Below are 20,385 nucleotides of genomic sequence, written 5' to 3'. Positions count from 1 at the left end.
AGTTTTCACCTATAGAAATGTTAGTTAGAAGATTTATTAATTGACTTTATATAAAAATATAGAATAAAACAGGAAAATAATTTAATAAAAGTACTCTAATTACAGTACATTGATTAAAGTATTATTAATGCAAACAATAGCAAATGGTGCCACGATTACACGTGAAATGATGTACATGCCATATGAATGGATGAGCTACATTTCACCAATGTATTACTCAGTACAGGCATACTTCGCAAATCTATACGGCAGTGTTAGTCCAAGTCCATATATTTGGTTAATGGCTGCTGTTGGTGCAGTTGCGATGTTCATTAATATTGCTATCGTCACCTTTTTGCATAAACCAATGCCAGTTGAGGAAGTAGAGGTAAAGACCGAAACAGAAGATGTAAAGAATACAGCTGAAGTCACAGCTTAGTTTTGCTAAAATAAGAGGAAACTCTTCTTGAAGGAGCATAGAGTATGTCCATTCAAATTTTTATATTGAGCAAACTGATGGAGGATAATAATTATCCATATAAATTAAAAAAACAGCTTTCAGAGCCTATTCCCTTGGATGAATTAGGCGGGCTGACAGAAAGTAAACTGTACTATCATTTTGATTCATTAGCTAAAAAAGGTTTAATTGAGCCGGTTGAAATTATAAAAGAAGAGCACCGGCCAGATAAGCAAGTATTTGCGATTACGGATAAAGGTCGTGAAGCACTTCCGAAATTAATCTACAAAATGTTTGAACAGGCAGAAGGCATTAAGGATATGGTCGTTGGCTTAGCAAACATGAAATATGTGGATCGTGATCAAGTAGTAGAAATACTGGAAAAAAAATTAAAAACTATCAAGGATGGCTGGGAGAGAATTAGTCATTTTGAGCAGGTGAAGACAGGCAAGGAGTCCGAGACAATAAGAGAGTTTTTGAGCGGCTATCTTTCAACTAAAACAGAGCACACAATAGAATGGCTTGAAAGATTAATTATTCACATTAAACAAGGGGAAATATAATGGCGATCGTACAACTGAATGTAGTGAAATGAGCCGAAGTGCGTATCTAATAATTATCTTTATAAAAATAGAAGCTATGTGAAAACTACTATTCACATAGCTTTTGTCTGTCTTATTATGTCACTTGATGTGTGAGGAAAAAAAAGTCAATCAATCAGTTAATTCGGCTCCACATGAACATGTACATCATAAACCCCGTAATCCTTCATCATGACTTTTTCAACATGGGTAGTGATATCATGCGCTTCTTTAATATCCAATGTGGAATTTACAAGAATGACAACATCTATGACCTCATTATTCCCGTAATATCTTCCTTTAATTTCTTTTATTCCTTTCACGCCATCTACTTTTGTGATTACTTCCTGATAGAGTTGAATTTTCTTTTCATCAAATCCATCTGAAAGCTCATGAGAAGCTTGTTTAAAGATGTCCCAGGCTGTTTTGCAAATTAATAGTCCGACAATAATAGCAGTTATTGTATCCAGCAAGGGCATCTTTAATTGAGACCCGAGTATGCCTACGGCTGTTCCTATACTCACCCACGCATCTGAAAGGTTATCTTTTGCCGCTGCCATAACGGCTTTGCTATTAATTTGATTAGCTAACCTTTTGTTGTAAAGGTACACAACATACATAGCTAGTGCAGAAAAAATACCTACATAAGCCGCCATAATATCGGGTGTTTCTTTTTCTCCTTGAAACATAGAGGTGATCGCATCGATCAACACTTCCAGACCTACTGCAGCCATAATAAATGAGGCAACCATTGAGGCAATCGTTTCACTTTTCCAATGTCCATACCGATGATCTTTATCAGGCGGTCTTTGTGATAACTTCAGTCCGATGAGTACGGCAATCGATGCAATGATATCGGTTGTATTGTTAAGCCCATCTGCTTTTAGAGCAGCAGAGCCACTCATATAGGCAATGACTAATTTTATGATAGAAAGGCAGATATAAGCGAGAATACTAATGATTGCCCCGCGTTCTCCTAATTTTAGATCTTTATATTTTTGCTCTTCCATTTTCTTTGCCCCCCATTAACCCTTGACCATGATACAACTTAAAATAGGGGTGGGTCTAGAGCAACCTTTTTGTACTATTTTATATAAGTAAGTGAGAGGCAAGTAAGTTGCGTTTGGGAAAAATCTATATGGTAAAAAATAATTGCAATATGCAAATTATTAATATATATTTATAATTATTAGAATGTTGGTATTTATTGGGGGGATATGATGACAATTGTAAGAGAGGCCACTTCAACGGATTTATTATCGATCGTATCTATTTACAATGAAGGGATCGAAGACAGAATAGCAACATTAGAAACAGAGACAAAGGACTTACCTTACATGCAAGAGTGGTTTGATAAGCATAAAAATCGCTATAAAGTACTTGTAGCTGAATATGAAGGCAATATTATCGGCTGGTCCTCGTTAAACCAATATAATAACAGATGTGCCTATGCGGGCGTGGCAGATTTGTCTGTTTATGTTGCCCGTACCTTCAGGGGGAAAGGGATTGGGAATATGCTGTTAACAGCCATCGAAAAGTGCGCAAAAGAAAATCATTTTCATAAGATCGTCCTCTTTACTTTCCCTTTCAATCAGCTGGGGCAAAGTTTATATCAGAAAAAAGGCTATCTTGAAGTTGGTGTGTTCAAAAACCAAGGTATACTTGATGGAAAATACGTTGATGTAATGGCTATGGAAAAATTATTAAAGTAAAAATTGATTAGAGGTGATAGGAAGTGGAAAATCTTCGTGAATTATTTCAGATTATGACGAGACGTTTTGGATTTTTAGATAAAAACTGCTGCAGTGTTGGCGGAGTAAATGTTTCAATTATTCATAGCCATATTTTATACGAGATCGATAAACAGCATCATCCCTCTATTCAGCAAGTGGCAGAAACATTAGGGACAGATATTACGACGTTTAGCCGGCAAATCCAAGCTTTAGTTAAAATGAATTTAGTAAAAAAGACACCACATCCAGATGATAAAAGAGTTTATATTCTTTCCTTAACTGTTGAAGGAAAATATGTTGCAACTACAATTGATCAGCAGATGAAAACATATTTGAATGATGTATTCTCACATATGAATGAATTTGAAAAAGAAACAGTCATTCGTTCCATTAAACTATTAAATGAGGCGATGGCGAAAACAAGTAATTGCTGTACGACCCCAATGAGGTAAACCCTCATGATTTAATACTTGCATTTTGCAAATAATAAATAATAGGATTGCACTTGCCAGAGGTTATTTTTAGCAGAAAAAGAAATGAGCATTTTTTAACTTGGAATCATAAGGCTTAAAAATAAATCAAGCGAAATGAGGAGAATTACGATGTCAAATGTCATTCATACACAAGGATGCTGTTCCACACAAACATCACCTTTTATCACTAAAACTGTAAAAAATGATAAATTACCAGTCGCCATAATAGGTGCAGGCCCTGTAGGCTTAGCGGCTGCAGCTCATTTAGCCAGTCGCGGAGAGTCTTTTATTTTGCTAGAGGCGGGGAGTCAGGTTGGAGCAAATATTTTAACTTGGGGACATATTCGATTATTCTCTCCATGGCGTTATAACGTTGATAAAGCTGCAAAGAGCTTGCTGGAACAGAATAATTGGACATATCCTGATTCAGAAAAATTGCCAACAGGAAAAGAACTTGTTGAACAATACTTAAAGCCACTTGCCAATCTTCCTGAAATCCAGCCATATATTCAGCTGCAGACAAAGGTATTATCGGTTGGAAAAAAAGATATCGACAAAATTAAAACGCTGAATCGGGAAAATGTGCCCTTTGTCATCTATACAGAGTCAAATGGAACATATAAAATTTTTGAAGCTAGAGCTGTTATTGATGCAACGGGAACATGGGGGAATCCGAACCCTGCGAACTCAAGTGGTGTATGGCTTAAGGAGGAGAAATCACTCCATGAACAAATATTTTATGGAATCCCAGATGTATTAGGGAATGAAGAGAAACGGTATGGAAATAAACGGGTAGCAGTTGTAGGCGGTGGACATTCAGCGATTAATACATTACTGGATTTAGCAGAGCTTACAAAGAGGTACCCTGAGACTGAAATTTATTGGATCATGAGAAAACAACTTGTTGAAGATGCCTATGGCGGGGAAGAAAAGGATGCACTAGCTGCACGCGGTGAATTAGGTAGTCGTATCCATCGTTTAGTTGATAGGCAGAAAGTAAAAGTGATTACTTCTTTCCGAATTCAGGAGGTTAGAAAATCCCAAAAAGGAATGGAGATTACAGGTATTAAGAATGGCGAGGATAGTATTCTGAAAGGAATAGAAGAAGTCATCGTAAATACAGGCAGCAGACCAAATTTATCAATCTTAAGTGAAGTAAGAGTTTCAATGGATCCAGCTGTAGAAAGTGTGGAAGCTTTAGCACCACTTATTGATCCGAATATTCATAGCTGTGGCACTGTTCGCCCACATAGAGAAAAAGAGCTCCGCCAGCCCGACAAGGATTTCTATATCGTTGGTGCGAAAAGCTATGGACGTGCTCCAACATTCCTAATGGCGACAGGATATGAACAGGTAAGATCAGTTGTAGCCTATCTTTGCGGGGATCTGGAGTCTGCAGAAAAAGTAGAACTTGATTTGCCTGAAACGGGTGTGTGTAGTGTAAGCTTTAATAAGAAAACAGTTTGTTGTGATGATTCATGTTCATGTAATTAATAAAAAGGGAAGCTTTGGCTTCCCTACCACAATCGCTAATTGTAATGAAAATTACCAATTAGCGATTGTTACTAAAATTGAAATACATAAAACCGGTATCCCAACTAAAGCGGAAGCAACGGTTATTAGCTTTCTTACTCGATGCCCATTTTTAAAAATTTTCTCCAATACTAAGTAAATCAGTATCCCGATGAACCCCCCTAGAGAATTTAAAATAAGGTCATCAATATCACTTGCACCAATAGCGAATAAATATTGAATGATTTCTGCCCCTAAGGACAAACCACAAATGATTAAAAATGTTTTAATCACTTTCCTTTTAAAAATCATCAGATAAATCCCTGCAGGAACAAACATAAGTATATTTCCCCACACGTTAACATCTACCCATTTGGTGCGGATTCCATCATCAACATGTATATAACTGCGGATGGTTTCAAAAGGGATAAGATTTACGCTTCTATAGCTGCCCCTTGATAAAAATAGCAAATCTATTAATAAAAATAGATAAAAAATGAGCATTGTCCAAAATAAAAATGGATATATTCCTTTTTTCATAGTTAAACTCCTTCTAGAATCTTTACCCTTTAACTTAATAGACGAGTGGAAATAGGTGAAACCCTACAAGGAAGTATTCATATTTTTTGTCACATTTTCGCCATAATTTTATAAGCAAGGTGTGATTGTCATCATAAGTAATGAGAAGCATTATCAATTACAATTCTAAATGAAAACTATTATCATTTAGGGGATTGATCATACTCGACAAAAAAATACTAGGGGAATGCTATGAACGTACTACTAGAGTTTGATTCTGTGTCGGTTAGGTTTTGCGAGGAGGAGGTAATTGAAAATCTATCTTTTTCTTTGAGACAAGGGGAATTGATTGCATTATTAGGCCCTTCTGGCTGTGGGAAAACAACGATATTAAATATTACTTCAGGCTTGATAAACGAAACTGGAGGGAAGGTTAGCGTTCATGCTAAAAAGTTTGGTTATGTATTTCAAGAGCCAAGATTACTGCCATGGCGAACAGTTATAGATAATATTTTATTTGTTATGAAGGAAAAAAATAAAACAGTCAAAAAGCTGAAGGCAATTGAAATATTAAGAATGGTTAGATTGGATCATGTTGCTGACTATTATCCTTCTAAATTATCGGGAGGCATGAAACAGCGTGTCTCAATCGCTCGTGCACTAGCAACCCATCCTGAACTTATATTAATGGATGAACCGTTCTCCGCACTTGATCCAAAATTAAAAAATGAACTTCAGCAAGATGTCATTCAATTAATTGATGAAAATCATATCGGAATCATCTATGTCACACATGATCCGTTGGAGGCACTGAGACTGGCTGACCGAATTTTAGTACTGTCAAGTCAAGGCTGCTCAATCATACATGAAATGAAAGTGGCGAAAAAAAGAAATGAAAGAGACTACGAATTTTTATCACAAGTTGAACTAGAACTCAGGAAATGGGTTGGGGGGATTTAACGTGGAAAAACTATATAAGAACAACATTCATTATCTACTCGTATTCTTCTTAATAATCACAGTATTTTTAACAGGATGTTCACAATCAACTGAAAAAGAGTCAGCTGCTCCAGCAAATGAGGAGCCAGGTAAGCAAGAAGATGCAGCAGAGAAGTTAAGTGAACTAACCATACAAGCACCATTAGGAATCTCAATTGCTGCACCTATTTACAAAGTGGTGGATGATAATCATTTGCAGGAATATACGAATCAATTAAATTATATGCCTTGGAAGAATCCAGATGAGCTTCGTGCGCGAATTAGTGCCAATCAAGCAGATATATCAGCTGTCCCAACATATGTTGGAGCCAATTTATATAATCGTGGGATGGACCTAAAGCTGATGAATGTGTTAATTTGGGGTATTTTGTATGTAGTAGGTCCAAATGGTGAACAAGTGAGCTGGGAGCAATTAGAAGGGCAAACCATTCATGTTCCTTTCAAAGGCGATATGCCAGATTTAGTTTTTCAATATTTATTAAATAAAAATGGCATTGATCCAACAAAGGACATAAAGATAGAGTATGTTTCGTCCCCGCAAGAAATTGTTCAGCTTATGATTGCAGATAAAGCAAAATATGCAGTTGTTCCAGAACATGTAGCCACATTATCTGTTGTAAAGGGGAAACAGGAAGGAAAGAACCTTGCAAAGATTATGAATTTGCAGGAGGAATGGAAAAAAGCAACGGGAAGGGATTCTTTTATCCCACAAGCTGGTATCCTCGTCTCCAATTCATTAATTGAGGAACAGCCTGAATTGGTAGAGGAAATACAAAATCAATTTGAACAAAGTGTTCAATTTATTAATGAAAATCCGTCAGAAGCTGCAGCGATTATTAATAAAATGAATGAGGATGTACCAAAGCCGATTATTGAGCAGGTCATTCCTTCGTTAAATTTACAATTTGTTTCAGCAAAAGATGCAAAAGACGATTTAGAGTTTTTCTTTAATGAGCTTTCAACGCTTTCTCCTGAAATTATTGGGGGGAAACTGCCGGATGCAGGCTTCTATTACGAAAAGTAAAAAACGATTCATTCGAACCTTAGTTATCTTACTATTACTTTGTATTTGGCAGGTATGCTCTTATTTTTTGCCTAGTATATTATTGCCTTCACCTATCGAAACGTATGATGAATTTGTAAAATTAATCATTAATGGGGAATTAATTAGCCAGCTAGCTCAGTCTGGCTTCAGAATGCTTATAGGGCTAGCGATTGGCATCATCATTGCCATTTCTAGTGGATTAATTGCAGGAAAGTTTGAAGTTGTCTATGAAATCTTTCGCCCAATTTATTCTATGATTATGGGCTTGCCGCCGATTATTGTCGTTGTATTAGCAATGGTTTGGTTTGGAACAAGCTCGGCTGTCCCCATTTTTGTTGTGAGCGTGCTCGTTTTTCCTGTCATTTATTTAAATACGGCAGATGGCTGGCGAAATATTGATAAGCAATTACTTGAGATGGGGGCCATTTACAAAACCTCGCCCCTTCAAAATTTAAAGCACATTATTCTGCCAGGACTGGCTGTCCCGATTATCTCAGCGCTTTCATTAGCGGCTGGTTCAGCTGTACGAATTACAATTATGGCAGAATTATTAGGTTCTAATTCGGGGATAGGCTATTCCCTTGCATTGGCAAGAGTAAATATTAACACAGCGAAAGTATTTGCTTGGACGATTATTTGTATATTAATTATACTTATCCTTGATCATTTTGTGCTTAATCCAGTAAAAAATTATGTACTTAGATGGAATAAACAAGGGACTTAAACTTTTTAAAGCTAATCTAACACAATATTAAGTGGCTGTTAGATTAGCTTTTCTATTATAATGTTCCTTTCCCAGCCCATTTATATCCAACTCCCCAAACCGTTAACAAGTGATTATCAGCAGGAAATCCGGCTTTTCGAAGCTTTTCTCGTAAATTTCGGACGTGAGAGTCGATGGTCCGGTCTTCGGTTGAAACTTCGTATCCCCAAATAGAAGTAATTAAATGCTCCCTCGTAAAAACCTTATTTTGGTTCGTTAGAAATAAGCTCATCATTGCAAATTCCTTAGGTGTTAATAATATCTCCACCCCATTATACAGGAGCTCATAAGAGTTTTGATCAAGAAAGAGACCGCGATAAGAGATTTTTCCCGTTTCATTTTTTTGTCTCCTTAAAACGGCTTCAATCCTTGCGATTAGCACATCTTCGTCAAATGGCTTAGAAATATAGTCATCCGCCCCATTATTTAATCCTTTTACAACATCCGTTTTATCACTCATAGCCGTTAGCATAATGATAGGGGTGTCCCACGTTTGTCTGATTTTCTCACATGCATCTAATCCATTCATTTCAGGCATCATAATGTCTAAAAGAATTAAATCAACCGGATGTGTTTCTAAATAGTTTATTGCCTCACGGGCAGATTCCTTTTTAATACAATGATACCCGATAGGAGATAAGTATAAAGATAATAAATCAAGCATCATTGGTTCATCATCGACGAGTAAAAGCGTCTTCATTGTTTCAGTTCTCCTTTAAAGATTAGTTCTACCTCGGTTCCTGCATTTTCTTTGCTTTTCACATGTAGTTCAGCCCCATGCGCCTGAACAAGTTCTTTTACAATTGCCAGCCCCAGTCCCGTGCCGCCTAAAGAGCGTGTTCTTGATTTTTCTACCCGATAAAAACGATTAAAGATGAGTGGAATCTCCTTTTCTGGAATGCCTTTTCCATTATCTTGGATAGAAATATGAATCGATTTTTTATGTTGCCAAGCCTTTAGTTTGATGTCTGCTCCTGCTTGAGAATACTTGATGGAATTGTCTAGTAAATTGAGTATAATCTGTTCAAGTCTCAAAGGATCTGCTTGTATAAATATATTTTGCGGGCATTGCAGTGTGAAATTTATGCCTTTCTCTTGAAAAGCAAGGGATAGCTTCTGCTCCATTTTTGTAAAGAACGGCCTTAAATCGATACGTTCTTTTTGGATGGCAAATGAATTTTGGTCAATTTTTGCTAGATCAAATAATTCTTTGATTAATACAGATAATCGATTTGTTTCTTCCACAATAATATTTAAATATTTTTCTCTTTCTTCATCAGGAAGTTTTCGTTTCTGAACGATATCTGCGTATCCTTTGATATACGTTAAGGGCGTTCTCAGTTCATGGGAAATACTAGCCAGGAACTCATTTCTTTCTTGTTTTAAATAGTTTAAATCTCTTGATAATAATTCGATGGATTTTGCTAAATCACCTAACTCATCATCAGAGGCTATAGGTAAAGAAACTGAAAACTGGCCTTTACTCAATTGCGATGTGGCTTCTTTCATTTTTAGCAGCGGCTTTGTTATTCCTTTTGAAAGAAAGATGATAATAATAATGGTCAGACATACGGAGATCCATCCAGCTAAAAGAAAGTGCTCATTTAGTCCTTGTATGAGCGAATGGACAGATGCCGTATTTTCAAACATGAAGACATAGGCTATTAGCTGTCCGTTGACTTCTACTGGGCTAATGGTGGCGATATAGGGTTCATCTTTCCAGTTGTCTTCAACGATTTGCCCCTCAGCTGTAATTGGGGAAGCAGGTAGTTTCAAGTATTTCTTTAAAGACGCAAATTCGGATGAGGAATTGAGCACCTTTCCATTTTTATTGGTGATAATTACATCAGTCATTGATTCGGATTCCATTAAAACAACGTGATCAATGGTTTCTTTATTGAAATGCTTTTCAAGGATGGCTCTATGTGAATTTCCCCTTGCTTGCAGTGCTTTAAGTTCTTCTTCCACTCTAGATTCAGCAATGCCCATATGTAAAAAGAAAAACATGACAGTGATCAATCCAAATATAATCAAGAAAAACAATATCCCAAGCTTTATAGAGAGTTTCTTCAATCTACTCACCTAATTTCAATCAATTACTTTTATTCTACTCTAAAGTTGTGAAGAATTTATGCAGAGGTAGTGGTGGACATGAAAATCACTGGATTTTTTTAGATTTAAAAAGCGCATTCGTGAGGGAATACGCTTTTCTTATGATAATTATTAGTAGTTCTATCATTACATACGTGAATGAACTTTCTCTCCTTGCACCCAGACTTCACGGATGTTTTCTGGCCGGACCAGGTACATAATTTTATGAAAGACATCAAATAAATCCTCATTTGCACTATAGATAGGAAGCTTTGCAGATGCGACAGTTGTATCGATAATTTGTACATCCCAAGCATAGTTTTCTTCTAAGCGTCCAATGGGTAAGCTCAGGCTTTCTCCGCCGCCAGCGGTAGCGAAAAAGAAGGCTTCATTCATTGTGATTCGTGAATTTGGCAATCCGCGTTTTTCAGCAGGCAAGGCTGGGTTCACGCCATCATCTAACATTCTGGAAGATATAACAGCTTGTCTGGCATTATCGAATAGACTAGGTGAATAACCTCCAGATACGTCAGATCCTAAACCAATTTCAACACCCTTTGCATGTAAATGGGCGATGGGGATGACACTATTGGCAAAGTAGGCATTGGAGATTGGACAATGACTAACAGCAGTGCCTGTTTTCGCAAATAATTCTGCATCATCGTCATTTAAGAAATTACAGTGTGCCATGACTGACTTCTCTCGTAATAGACCAAAATCATGTAAAGCAAATGCGTCATTTTTATCGTAACGATCTTGAACATAGGTATGTGCCCAATCGCTTTCACTGCAGTGTGATTGGATGTATGTATCATGCTTTGCAGCTAGTTCGCCTAATCCCTTTAAAGCTTCATCCGTACAGCTTGGAATAAACCGCGGTGTAACTACAGGGTATACCCCTTGTTTCACTGATTTTGCCAATTCGTTAACGGCTAGGATAAATTCTTCTGTATCTGCTAATGCTGTTTGCGTATCTGCATCACGATAATAATCTGGGTTTTGTTCAGGATGATCCATGACAACTTTTCCTACTAAACCGCGCTGTCCTTTTTCAGCACATAGTTTTGCCAGCAGCAAACTAGCTTCTTTATGAACGGTTGCAAAATAAAGTGCGGTAGTTGTTCCATTTGTTAGGAGGGTAGTAACCACATTTTCGTAGATTTTTTTTGCGAAATGTATATCCGAAAATTTCGACTCAAGCGGGAAGGTATACGTGTTTAACCAATCATAGAGCGGAAGATCTAAGGCTGTTCCAGATTGGGCCCATTGCGGTGCATGAACGTGTAAATCGATAAATCCAGGAAAGAAATATTGACCTTCAGCTAAATGATGGAATTGTTCTGTATCTGAGTAAGAATCTATTAATATTTGATAGCCTTCTTCTTCTGGTGCAACAATTTTTTCAATCATGCCATCAGTATTAATACAGAATAAATGATCTTTTAATATTTTTACTTCCTTTGGTGAGCTGCTAGAAAAAGCAGTTCCTTGAAAAACTTGCGTGTATGAAATCATAGTTATCCTCTTCCTTTGCTAAACGTAAATTCGATCATTTGATGAGAAACCGATAAAACTGCCACCTCGAATAAGCTGGTTGAGGATACCAATACCCAAACCTTTTAAAAGGAATGGCAGCTTGTACCCTAAAAGTATAACCTAATTATTCACATTCCTTAAATATTAAAAGTGTATAAAGGTGGCAAAGGCTGAAGTACTCCTGAATGCATATGGCAGATAAACTCCTAATCATTAAATTTCTAAGCTCTTTGATTTCTTCCTTATCACAGCCATTCCTAATATAAATAAGGGAATGAACGTCTGCATGATTGGAAATAAAAACGGGAAAACAGTTATATCTATATGATTGTTTACCATTAAATTGGGCACTGCCCAAAAACTAACTTCTACTATTAAAATGCCAATCGGCCAAACAATCGGTTTATAATCAGATAATTTTAGCCATTGAGCTGTTGTTAAAATTGTAACATAGTAGAAAACAGTAATTTTTATAAATGTTCCTAATATCCATATCGCAATGATAATAGGTTCGATACTTTCAATGAAATCTCCAAGGTTTACTAATTGAGTGGCTGATAAAAAAGGGTAAATGTAAAATTCAGTATTTTGATTTAGAATAAACAGAACTGTAATGTTTGTTATTATAAAAGTGACTAAAATTAAAAGAACAGTAAGGATACCCCATTTCATCCCCTTAGAATCTGATAAGGAGGGGAGGAGAAACACAATTAGGAATAGCTCGCCAAACCATATTTGAGGTATAATTGCCCCTTTTAAAGAGGGAAGGAGTCCATTTTCTAATATCGGAAAAATATTTGAAGGTTCTAATTGCGGAAGTAATAAAAAAATAATAATAAATACCGAAAAGACAAAAATCGGAAAAAATAATTGGGCAACTCTCCCAATTACTTCTATCCCGGCAATGACTGTAAATGCCGAAAGTAAAAGCATTGTAATCATAATGACACTCACAGGTGTTTTTATAAAGAATACCTTTATAAATTCTGCATAGGTTCTAGTAATTTGCCCGGATGCAATGAGAAAGAAAGTGAAATATAGAAAACCGAGAAGTTTTGTAGCAAGCGTGCCAATTGTATGCTCACATATTTGAAAAAATGATTGCCGAGGGAATCGTTTTGATAATTGAATCACAATGATAACGGTAAAAAAGCCGATGATTGAAGCCCAAATAGGAGAAAGCCACAAGTCTTTCTTTGCATATTTCGCTGTAATTGAAGGAACTGTAAGAATAGCTGTTGCTAGAATTGTCAAATACATCATCATCCCCATTTGTATGGAGGAAATTCTCCCTTTGTCCATAACCCCACTCCTTTCATCGAAAAAATTATATCTTCACAGGTTTTACTTTTTTCTTAATACTAGAAATGCCTAATAAGAGTAATGGAATTAGAGTCTGCATTAATAAGCCAAGAAAAGGATTGACGGTTTCATCGTGATGATTGATAACCATTAAATTTGGTAAAGACCAGAAGCTTAATTGTACGATTAGAATGCCGAGCGGCCATACGATTGGCTTGTAGTCAGTCAGATTTAGCCATTGTCCGATCCCTAATGCAGTCACATAATAGAAAACCGTTATTTTTACAAACGACCCCAAAATCCATAAAGCAATAATTAGTGGATCCATATTTTCGATGAAATCACCTATGTTAACAAATAGAGTAGCTTTTAAAAAGGGGTAAAGGGTACCGGCTATGTTTTGTCCTAAAATAAAAAGAACAATTAAATTTGCTGTTACAAAGGTGAACAACACCATAAATATCGTAATCATTCCCCATTTCCTTCCCTTACTTTGATCTGATAAAAATGGAAAGAGAAATATGATTAGGAAAAATTCACCAAACCAAATTTGAGGGATGATGGCACCTTTTAAGGAAGGGAGGATTCCGTCTTCCATAATAGGCAATAGATAACTTAAATTTAGTTTAGGAATTAATAAAATAATAATAATAAAAATAGAAAAGAAAAAAATAGGGAAAAAAATCTGTGATACTCTTCCAATTACTTCTAACCCTCCAATGACGGTAAAAGCGGCAAGAACGGTCATTGAAATAACAATGACACTTATTGGTGTTTGAGGTAAATACACAGTTAATATAAAATCTGCGTAGCTTCTAATAATTTGCCCCGTAACATAAGCTAAAAAGCAAACATAAATAAATCCTACTAGCTTACCTATATAAAGCCCTGCTGTATGTTCACATATTTGAAAAAATGATTGCTGCGGATAGTTTTTAGACAACCTCATAACAATAAATAAGGTCATAAATCCAACAAGTGAGGCCCAGATTGGAGAAAGCCATAAATCTTGTTTAGCATACTTCGCAGTTATTCCGGGAACTGTTAAAATCGCAGTGGACATTATTGTTAAATACATGATCATCCCCATTTGCAAAGAGGAAATCTTGCCCTTCTCCATTCCTAAACCTCCAATCACAAGAAATCAAAAACAATTAAATTTATAGACTTTCCATGAAATTGCCAAATGGTTGAAATATACTTTCAAGCAGTGTGACTGGTCCTGGTAAGTTGGGAAGATCAAAAAGGGAAAGAGCTCCAGCTATTATAAGTAAAATAAAAAAGGTGATCCTATCTTTTTTAGGATAAGTTTTTATTGTTTTCCACTCATATAAAATGATGACCCCAATAATTATCAGGACACAAAAGAATATTCCCCATTTCACTATTTTTTCACCTCATCCTTAGGCAGCCCGCTAGGAGTACTTGTATATCCAGGTCTGCGAATATTGGCATTAACATCCACACTTACTTCTATTTGGGGGAATATCTCATTCCATCGGTTTTTCACCTTTTTCCATTCCTTTGGATAATGGTGATGAAATTCTGTCGCAAAATCAATAATATCAATATTAAATTCTTTCTGAAGCGGATCGATTGCTGCTTCAATCCGATGTTTTATATTTTTTCCAAAATCAATTTCTAACCTCTTAATTGTTTCAGGATCCATTAAATTTAGCTTGGTTTCATTTTGAACCACATCTCCTTCTGCTTGTACTTTAATCGTCATTTTCCATTTATCTTTTGATATCCTTGGCTTTAGTTTGACATCAGATTGTACTGGACTAACTGATATCTCTTCCTCTTCATTCCCAGCTTTAAAGGAAATGGTGCTATATTTTAGCATATTTTTTATCCACATGATTCCACGTGTTTCATATTCTCCTATCGTGCCGATCATTTTATCTTTCGAAAATATAGCGGAACCTGAAATATAAGGTATCGATTCATTTTCTGTTTTCCCTTTATTTGGAGGGTAAACTTTTATAAGCGGAAGCACAGCGTTTTGGGCATCACTTGTCAACATTAAATCCAAGTCCTTCATTGTTACAGGAAGTCCAATTTTGAAATCTAATAGCTCTTTAAGTACCTCTCCGGAATATCGTTCTAAAGGGGGCAGTAACTGAAGAACCTTTTCTGTATCAGCTTTACTAACAAACATAAATGCTCTGCCGCGTGGCTCCGGATGGCGCACTAAGAAATCGAACTGCTCCCGAATTCCGTTTTCAGCGAGTCCCATACCAAAAATGAAAACTTTGCATTGCCCCCAAAAGATTGTTCGAGGCAGCACCATTTGAAGTTTCGAAACAGCATCTGCCAAATTGCTGCCAATACCTGTCCGAATTAATGTCAAATCTCCTCCGCCTGTCCCCAAGCCGCCGCCGCCACTGAGTGCCCGAGGGATAAATACTTGCGCGGTAACTTTAATCTGATTATCCTCTGTTAGGTCTATTGCTGTCGCAGTTATGATAGCTATATCATTGACTTCTACGCGATCCCAGCAGCCGCTGAGCATAAAAATACTTAGAAAAAAAGAAAGAGATAGGAAAAAACGCTTCATATTATATTTTCTCCTTTGTAAATAAAATTAGGCTATTCTCCTCCTTTAGTAGGATCAGGTTTTAAACCAGGAGATTGACGATGTTTGTTATAATCACCCGTTAAATGAGGACGCGTATTAAGCTTCCACCATGGGGATCTTATCAAAGTATCTTTCAGTTCCGTACCTTTTAATGGAGCTAAAGGACTTAAATAAGGAACACCAAAAGAACGAATGGTTGATAAATGAACAATTATTGCAATAATCCCCATCATAACTCCGAGAAGACCTAATGCCCCAGCCAAAAAAATAATGGGGAAGCGCAGGATTCGAAATCCGATGCCCATCGCATATCGTGGAATCATGAATGAGGCAATGCCAGTAATAGCTACCACAATAACCATTGGTGCTGATACAAGCCCCGCTTGGACAGCTGCTTGTCCAATAACCAATGCACCGACGATACTGACTGCCGCCCCAACTTGTTTCGGTAATCGAATCCCCGCTTCTCTTAAAGCTTCGAAGGTAACCTCCATCATGAGGGCCTCTACAAGGGCAGGAAAGGGAACGGCTTCTCGTGAAGCAGCTACACTTAGCAATAGAGCTGTAGGGACCATTTCATGATGAAAAGTTAAAATAGCGACATATAGAGATGGGAGCAACAGTGAGATAACTAGAAATAAATAACGAAGCCAACGAACAGCCGTACTAACTAGAAAGCGTTGATAATAATCTTCATGTGATTGCAAAAGCGAAAAAAATGTAGTTGGGACGACTATAACAAATGGTGTCCCATCAACTAGAATAGCAACTCTTCCTTCTAGCAAATTGGAACAAACAACATCAGGACGCTCCGTACTTAATATTTGCGGAAAAGGGGAGTAGGGATTATCTTCTATTAATTCTTCAATATATCCACTTTCCAAAATCCCATCGATTTTAATCCGTTCTAAGCGATTGTGTACCTCTTCTATAAGATTGTGATTAGCAATCCCCTCTATATAAGAAATAACAATCTTCGTTTTTGTAAGCTGACCGATAAATAATTCCTGCATTTTAAGAGAAGGACTTTTGATAATCCGTCGTAATTGAGATGTACTTACATTAATTGTTTCCGTAAAACCTTCTCTTGGCCCTTTAATTCCTACTTCAGCAGACGGCTCTCCAATTCCGCGTTTTTCCCATTTTGCTAGACAGAAGGAATATCCAGTATTAATTCCATCACTTAGCAGCAGAGGATTCCCTGTGGAAATAGAATCAATGCATTTGGAAAGGGAGGTGAACTTTTGTATGTTGGTAACAGGAATTTTATTTTCGAGCATATTCATTATTTCGTTTGTATTTTTTACAGTTGCGTTCATTAATGGCTGAAGGATTTGTTCATCTGTTTCTTCCACATTTGCCAGCCCATCGATATATATGAAATAGGCTTGATACATTCCTCCAATTAAAAATGGCCGAATAACTACATCTGAACAATTGGCATATACAGAACGAAAATAGTCTATATTTTCATCCATTTTGTTTGACAAAGAACCATGATCGTCTAATGAATCTATTTGTGGCTGAATTCCTTTTCTTCTTCTCAATAGGCTTTTCACACGGCGTACCAAACATTTTTCCTCCAATAAAAAAATCCCTGTTAATGACAGGCTTTCTTAGTTATCCCATAAATTCTTCTAAGTTATGCATGTGATTAAATAATGAAGAAACTTAGGGTGGAGGGGAATAAGGAGAATAATGTATACCTAGAATCAAAAAAAACTGTAGATACCTCTACAGTTTTTTAAACATATTTTACTTTTTTATCAAATCATACGTCACACACATCGGTTTCCCTGTCCTTGGGTCACGGCTTATTTCTGCGTCGATATGAAAGACTTTTTGCAATATATCCTTCTTCATTACCTCGTCACTTGTTCCAGCCTTAATAAGATTGCCATCCTTTAAGGCGATCATGTTGTGGGAAAAACGGGCAGCATGGTTTAAGTCATGTAAAACCATGATAATGGTTCGATTTTGTGTTTCGTTTAAGTTTTTAAGTAGCTCCAAAACTTCTAATTGATGGGCCATGTCAAGATAGGTGGTGGGCTCATCTAAGAAGATAATTTCGGTTTCCTGTGCAAGGGCCATAGCAATCCAAACACGCTGTCTTTGACCGCCTGATAGGGAATCTACAGTCCGAAATTTGTAATCAAATGTATTTGTTACTTGTAAAGCCCAATCGATGACTTCATAATCTGCCTGTGATAATTTTCCGAACCCTTTTTGATAAGGAAATCTTCCATATGAAACGAGCTCGCCTACCGTTAGACCGGTTGCACTATCTTGGGTTTGCGGCAAGATAGCCATTTTTTGTGCTAGTTTTTTTGTGTTTTCCTTTGCAATGGATTGCCCGTCTAATAAAATACTTCCTTTAGAGTGGGGGATAATACGTGTAATTGCTTTTAGCAAAGTGGATTTTCCACAGCCGTTTGGGCCGATGATGGTCGTAATTTCATTGCTATTAAACTGTATATTCATTTGGTTAACGATGATATTTTCTTGATAACCGACAGATAAGTCTTTCGTTAATAGACGATTCATGCCAAAGCCTTCCTTCATGAATTCTTTTCATTCATTATTGAGTTGTATCTAAATTCATCTTATACTAGTTGATAATGAGAATCAATCATTAATAGACATTAGGGAGTGGGGACTGCAACCATGGAGATATTTGATGTAACCATAATTGGCGGCGGACCAGCAGGTTTGTATGCAGCTTTTTATAGTGGATTAAGAGAGCTAAAAGTAAAAATTATTGAGGGACAGCCTTATTTTGGCGGGAAGATGCAATTATATCCAGATAAAGTTGTATGGGATGTTGGGGGACAGCCGCCTACTTTAGCTTGCAAGCTTTTAGATCAAATTATTCGCCAAGGCTTAACATTTAATCCCACTCTCTGCCTGAATGAAAAAATAACGAGTATTGAAAAACAGGAAGATGTATTTATTGCGCGTTCAGATAAAGGAGAGCATTTTTCTAAAACGATTATCCTGGCCATTGGCGGTGGGATGTTCTCCCCGCAAAGGCTGACGATTTTTGAAAATCACCTTGAAAATGTGCATTACACATTAAAGGCTCCAAGCTTTTATAAGGATAAAAGAATTACCGTTTCTGGTAAAGGGATATCAGTATTTGATTGGGCAAATGCGTTGGCAGATGTTGCTCAAAAGGTAACGATTATCATTTCTGAGGGTCAGGAAAAAATTCCTGCAGAGCTTCTCAAACAGTTAACAGAGAAAGCAGTTGACATTTTTGATCACTCTACGATTGCTCATGCAGAAATGAATGATAATAACCGTATTATATCTTTGCGATGTGATAGTAAGGAAAAAAGCACAACACATCAAGTGGATGAAGTGCTGATTAATTTAGGCTATGACAGGGATTTTACATTACTCAGAAATTGCCAGCTTCCAATCCAAACAGTAGAAAACAGCTATATTGATGGACAGCCAAATGGGACAACCTCTGTGCCCGGCTTATTTGCGATTGGTGATATTATTAAGCATAACGCAAAACTAAATTTAATCACTGGTGCCTTTCAAGATGCAGCTAATACAGTAAATGAATTGACGCAATTTATCGATCCAAAGGCACGCAAAACAGCGATGGTCTCAACTCATAATACTGTGTTTAAGGAGAGAAACAAAGAGATCCGCCGAAAACTAAACTAACTAATAAGGGCTATCACAATGAATGTGATAGCCCTTTATCAATTATTTTACGATGCTTTTTAAAATGTTATCGATCATTTGTTCATTTGCAATTGCACCAGTGTACAACCAGCTTTCGTCAGGAGAGAATTCGTATACATTGCCTGCCTTAACTGCAGGAACACTCTTCCATAATGCATCGCTTAAGGAAGCAGATCCGCTTGCTGCATCACTGTTAATAAGGAATAGATGATCTGCATCAAGTTCAACTAACTTTTCTAAAGAAATCGCATTCCAGTTGCTTTCTCCACTAGCTGAAATTTCTTTCACGACTTCTGGCACCTTTAATCCTAAATCCTCGTACATGACTGCACCGCTTGATAAGTTTTCACTAACGACGAAGAATTTTCCGCCTACTAGCCAAATTGCCGCAACAGAAGGATTCCCGACTTTATCTTCTATTTCTTTCTTTGCTTCCGCAGCTTTTGCTTCATAATTTTCTAATACTTTCTTTGCTTCTTCTTCCTTGCCAAATACTTCACCTACACGAAGAAGCTCATCACGCCAGTCATTGTTTACCTCTGTACCGATTACATATGTAGGGGCTATTTTGCTATATTGTTCGTATTTTCCGCCTTCAACCATACTAGCAGAATCCATAATAATTAAATCGGGTGAAAGCTCTTGAACCGCTTCAAATGGCAGATCGTGAGGGATTGTAGGGATTCCTTTTAAATCACCTTGTAAATAGCCTTGGATGCTAGCTCCATCCTTTACACTCCATTGAGCGACAGGCTTGATTCCTAATGCGACTAAATTATCTTCAAGATACGATGCAAGCACACGCTCAGGATTAGCCGGAATAACCACTTCATTGCCCATCGCGTCAGTTAATGTCCGTTCAGCTGCAGTCTCTTTATTTGTATCTTGCTGTTCCATTTTTTCTTGAGAGGATTGATCCGTGTTCTTGTCACCATTTCCGCAAGCTGTAAGTGACAATGCAACAAGTCCAGCACCCATTAACTGAATGAATTTCCTTTTACTTATTATATTACTCATTGGAATCCTCCTAAAATTATGTTAAAATACAATTGTTAATTATTAATTGATAACGATTATCGATTTCAATTAAAATATAAAACCATCAACTTGTCAAT

General features: G+C 36.9%; 21 protein-coding genes. 9 read left to right on the top strand and 12 right to left on the bottom strand.

Going from position 1 to position 20,385, the window contains the following annotated elements; translation table 11 throughout:
• Positions 1–127: 127 nt before the first annotated feature.
• Both AN957_RS23100 and AN957_RS23095 read left to right on the top strand, forming a co-directional pair.
• The gene (locus tag AN957_RS23100) at positions 128–418 is read left to right on the top strand and encodes a hypothetical protein (protein WP_156319153.1); all 291 of its coding nucleotides are present in this window, start codon (positions 128–130) and stop codon (positions 416–418) included.
• 44 nt (positions 419–462) lie between these two features.
• Positions 463–999 carry a PadR family transcriptional regulator gene (locus AN957_RS23095; protein WP_056686252.1) on the top strand — a complete coding sequence of 179 codons (537 nt, stop codon included), beginning with the start codon at positions 463–465 and terminating at the stop codon, positions 997–999.
• A 158-nt stretch (positions 1,000–1,157) separates the two neighbouring features.
• On the opposite strand, the gene AN957_RS23090 is transcribed toward AN957_RS23095, so the two are convergent.
• Positions 1,158–2,027 carry a cation diffusion facilitator family transporter gene (locus AN957_RS23090; RefSeq protein ID WP_056686249.1) on the bottom strand — a complete coding sequence of 290 codons (870 nt, stop codon included), beginning with the start codon at positions 2,025–2,027 and terminating at the stop codon, positions 1,158–1,160.
• Between the two features lie 210 nt (positions 2,028–2,237).
• Here AN957_RS23090 and AN957_RS23085 point away from each other — a divergent pair, with 210 nt between their 5' ends.
• The 3 genes from AN957_RS23085 (at position 2,238) to AN957_RS23075 (ending at position 4,717) form a co-directional block, all read left to right on the top strand.
• A complete protein-coding gene (locus AN957_RS23085; RefSeq protein WP_380000407.1) occupies positions 2,238–2,729 on the top strand; it encodes an arsinothricin resistance N-acetyltransferase ArsN1 family A in 492 nt (163 codons plus the stop codon).
• Between the two features lie 23 nt (positions 2,730–2,752).
• Positions 2,753–3,202, top strand: a complete 450-nt coding sequence (locus AN957_RS23080) for a MarR family winged helix-turn-helix transcriptional regulator (protein ID WP_053477704.1) — start codon at positions 2,753–2,755, stop codon at positions 3,200–3,202.
• Positions 3,203–3,352: 150 nt separating this feature from the next.
• Positions 3,353–4,717: an FAD-dependent oxidoreductase gene (locus AN957_RS23075; protein WP_245637807.1), complete on the top strand. Its 1,365-nt coding sequence runs from the start codon at positions 3,353–3,355 to the stop codon at positions 4,715–4,717.
• 51 nt (positions 4,718–4,768) lie between these two features.
• Here AN957_RS23075 and AN957_RS23070 read toward each other — a convergent pair whose 3' ends face one another.
• On the bottom strand, positions 4,769–5,239 hold the full coding sequence (locus AN957_RS23070; RefSeq protein ID WP_425388947.1) for a VanZ family protein: 471 nt from the start codon (positions 5,237–5,239) through the stop codon (positions 4,769–4,771).
• 267 nt (positions 5,240–5,506) lie between these two features.
• On the opposite strand from AN957_RS23070, the gene AN957_RS23065 reads away from it, so the two are divergent.
• From AN957_RS23065 to AN957_RS23055, 3 genes are read left to right on the top strand one after another with little or no spacing between them, the layout of a single operon-like run.
• Complete coding sequence (locus tag AN957_RS23065) at positions 5,507–6,214, top strand: ABC transporter ATP-binding protein (RefSeq protein ID WP_056686239.1); 708 nt, start codon at positions 5,507–5,509, stop codon at positions 6,212–6,214.
• 1 nt (position 6,215) lies between these two features.
• Positions 6,216–7,277 carry an ABC transporter substrate-binding protein gene (locus AN957_RS23060; RefSeq protein WP_056686236.1) on the top strand — a complete coding sequence of 354 codons (1,062 nt, stop codon included), beginning with the start codon at positions 6,216–6,218 and terminating at the stop codon, positions 7,275–7,277.
• The gene (locus tag AN957_RS23055; RefSeq protein WP_053477709.1) at positions 7,252–8,022 is read left to right on the top strand and encodes an ABC transporter permease; all 771 of its coding nucleotides are present in this window, start codon (positions 7,252–7,254) and stop codon (positions 8,020–8,022) included. The genes AN957_RS23060 and AN957_RS23055 overlap by 26 nt, the downstream gene beginning before the upstream one ends.
• Before the next feature lie 55 nt (positions 8,023–8,077).
• On the opposite strand, the gene AN957_RS23050 is transcribed toward AN957_RS23055, so the two are convergent.
• The 9 genes from AN957_RS23050 to AN957_RS23010 all read right to left on the bottom strand — a co-directional run bounded on the left by AN957_RS23050 (position 8,078) and on the right by AN957_RS23010 (position 18,115).
• Positions 8,078–8,761: a response regulator transcription factor gene (locus AN957_RS23050; RefSeq protein ID WP_056686233.1), complete on the bottom strand. Its 684-nt coding sequence runs from the start codon at positions 8,759–8,761 to the stop codon at positions 8,078–8,080.
• Positions 8,758–10,134, bottom strand: coding sequence for a HAMP domain-containing sensor histidine kinase (locus AN957_RS23045; RefSeq protein ID WP_056686230.1), 1,377 nt, complete (start codon positions 10,132–10,134; stop codon positions 8,758–8,760). Before AN957_RS23045 ends, AN957_RS23050 begins: the two co-directional genes overlap by 4 nt.
• 165 nt (positions 10,135–10,299) lie before the next feature.
• Complete coding sequence (gene guaD / locus AN957_RS23040; protein ID WP_056686227.1) at positions 10,300–11,667, bottom strand: guanine deaminase; 1,368 nt, start codon at positions 11,665–11,667, stop codon at positions 10,300–10,302.
• 234 nt (positions 11,668–11,901) lie between these two features.
• Complete coding sequence (locus tag AN957_RS23035; RefSeq protein ID WP_056686224.1) at positions 11,902–12,990, bottom strand: GerAB/ArcD/ProY family transporter; 1,089 nt, start codon at positions 12,988–12,990, stop codon at positions 11,902–11,904.
• A gap of 25 nt (positions 12,991–13,015) precedes the next feature.
• Complete coding sequence (locus AN957_RS23030) at positions 13,016–14,110, bottom strand: GerAB/ArcD/ProY family transporter (protein ID WP_056686221.1); 1,095 nt, start codon at positions 14,108–14,110, stop codon at positions 13,016–13,018.
• A 40-nt stretch (positions 14,111–14,150) separates the two neighbouring features.
• The gene (locus tag AN957_RS23025) at positions 14,151–14,375 is read right to left on the bottom strand and encodes a hypothetical protein (RefSeq protein ID WP_053477715.1); all 225 of its coding nucleotides are present in this window, start codon (positions 14,373–14,375) and stop codon (positions 14,151–14,153) included.
• Complete coding sequence (locus AN957_RS23020) at positions 14,375–15,550, bottom strand: Ger(x)C family spore germination protein (RefSeq protein ID WP_056686218.1); 1,176 nt, start codon at positions 15,548–15,550, stop codon at positions 14,375–14,377. The genes AN957_RS23025 and AN957_RS23020 overlap by 1 nt, the downstream gene beginning before the upstream one ends.
• 32 nt (positions 15,551–15,582) lie before the next feature.
• On the bottom strand, positions 15,583–17,142 hold the full coding sequence (locus AN957_RS23015; protein ID WP_053477717.1) for a spore germination protein: 1,560 nt from the start codon (positions 17,140–17,142) through the stop codon (positions 15,583–15,585).
• A gap of 184 nt (positions 17,143–17,326) precedes the next feature.
• A complete protein-coding gene (locus tag AN957_RS23010; protein WP_053477718.1) occupies positions 17,327–18,115 on the bottom strand; it encodes an ABC transporter ATP-binding protein in 789 nt (262 codons plus the stop codon).
• A gap of 120 nt (positions 18,116–18,235) precedes the next feature.
• Here AN957_RS23010 and AN957_RS23005 point away from each other — a divergent pair, with 120 nt between their 5' ends.
• Positions 18,236–19,249 carry an NAD(P)/FAD-dependent oxidoreductase gene (locus AN957_RS23005; RefSeq protein ID WP_053477719.1) on the top strand — a complete coding sequence of 338 codons (1,014 nt, stop codon included), beginning with the start codon at positions 18,236–18,238 and terminating at the stop codon, positions 19,247–19,249.
• A gap of 42 nt (positions 19,250–19,291) precedes the next feature.
• On the opposite strand, the gene AN957_RS23000 is transcribed toward AN957_RS23005, so the two are convergent.
• Positions 19,292–20,287, bottom strand: a complete 996-nt coding sequence (locus AN957_RS23000) for an ABC transporter substrate-binding protein (protein ID WP_053477720.1) — start codon at positions 20,285–20,287, stop codon at positions 19,292–19,294.
• Positions 20,288–20,385: the final 98 nt, after the last annotated feature.

Source organism: Cytobacillus solani (genome assembly GCF_001420595.1).
Lineage (GTDB): Bacteria > Bacillota > Bacilli > Bacillales > Cytobacillaceae > Cytobacillus > Cytobacillus solani.
Note: the sequence above shows the minus strand (reverse complement) of the source record. Positions and strands in the feature narration are given on the sequence as shown.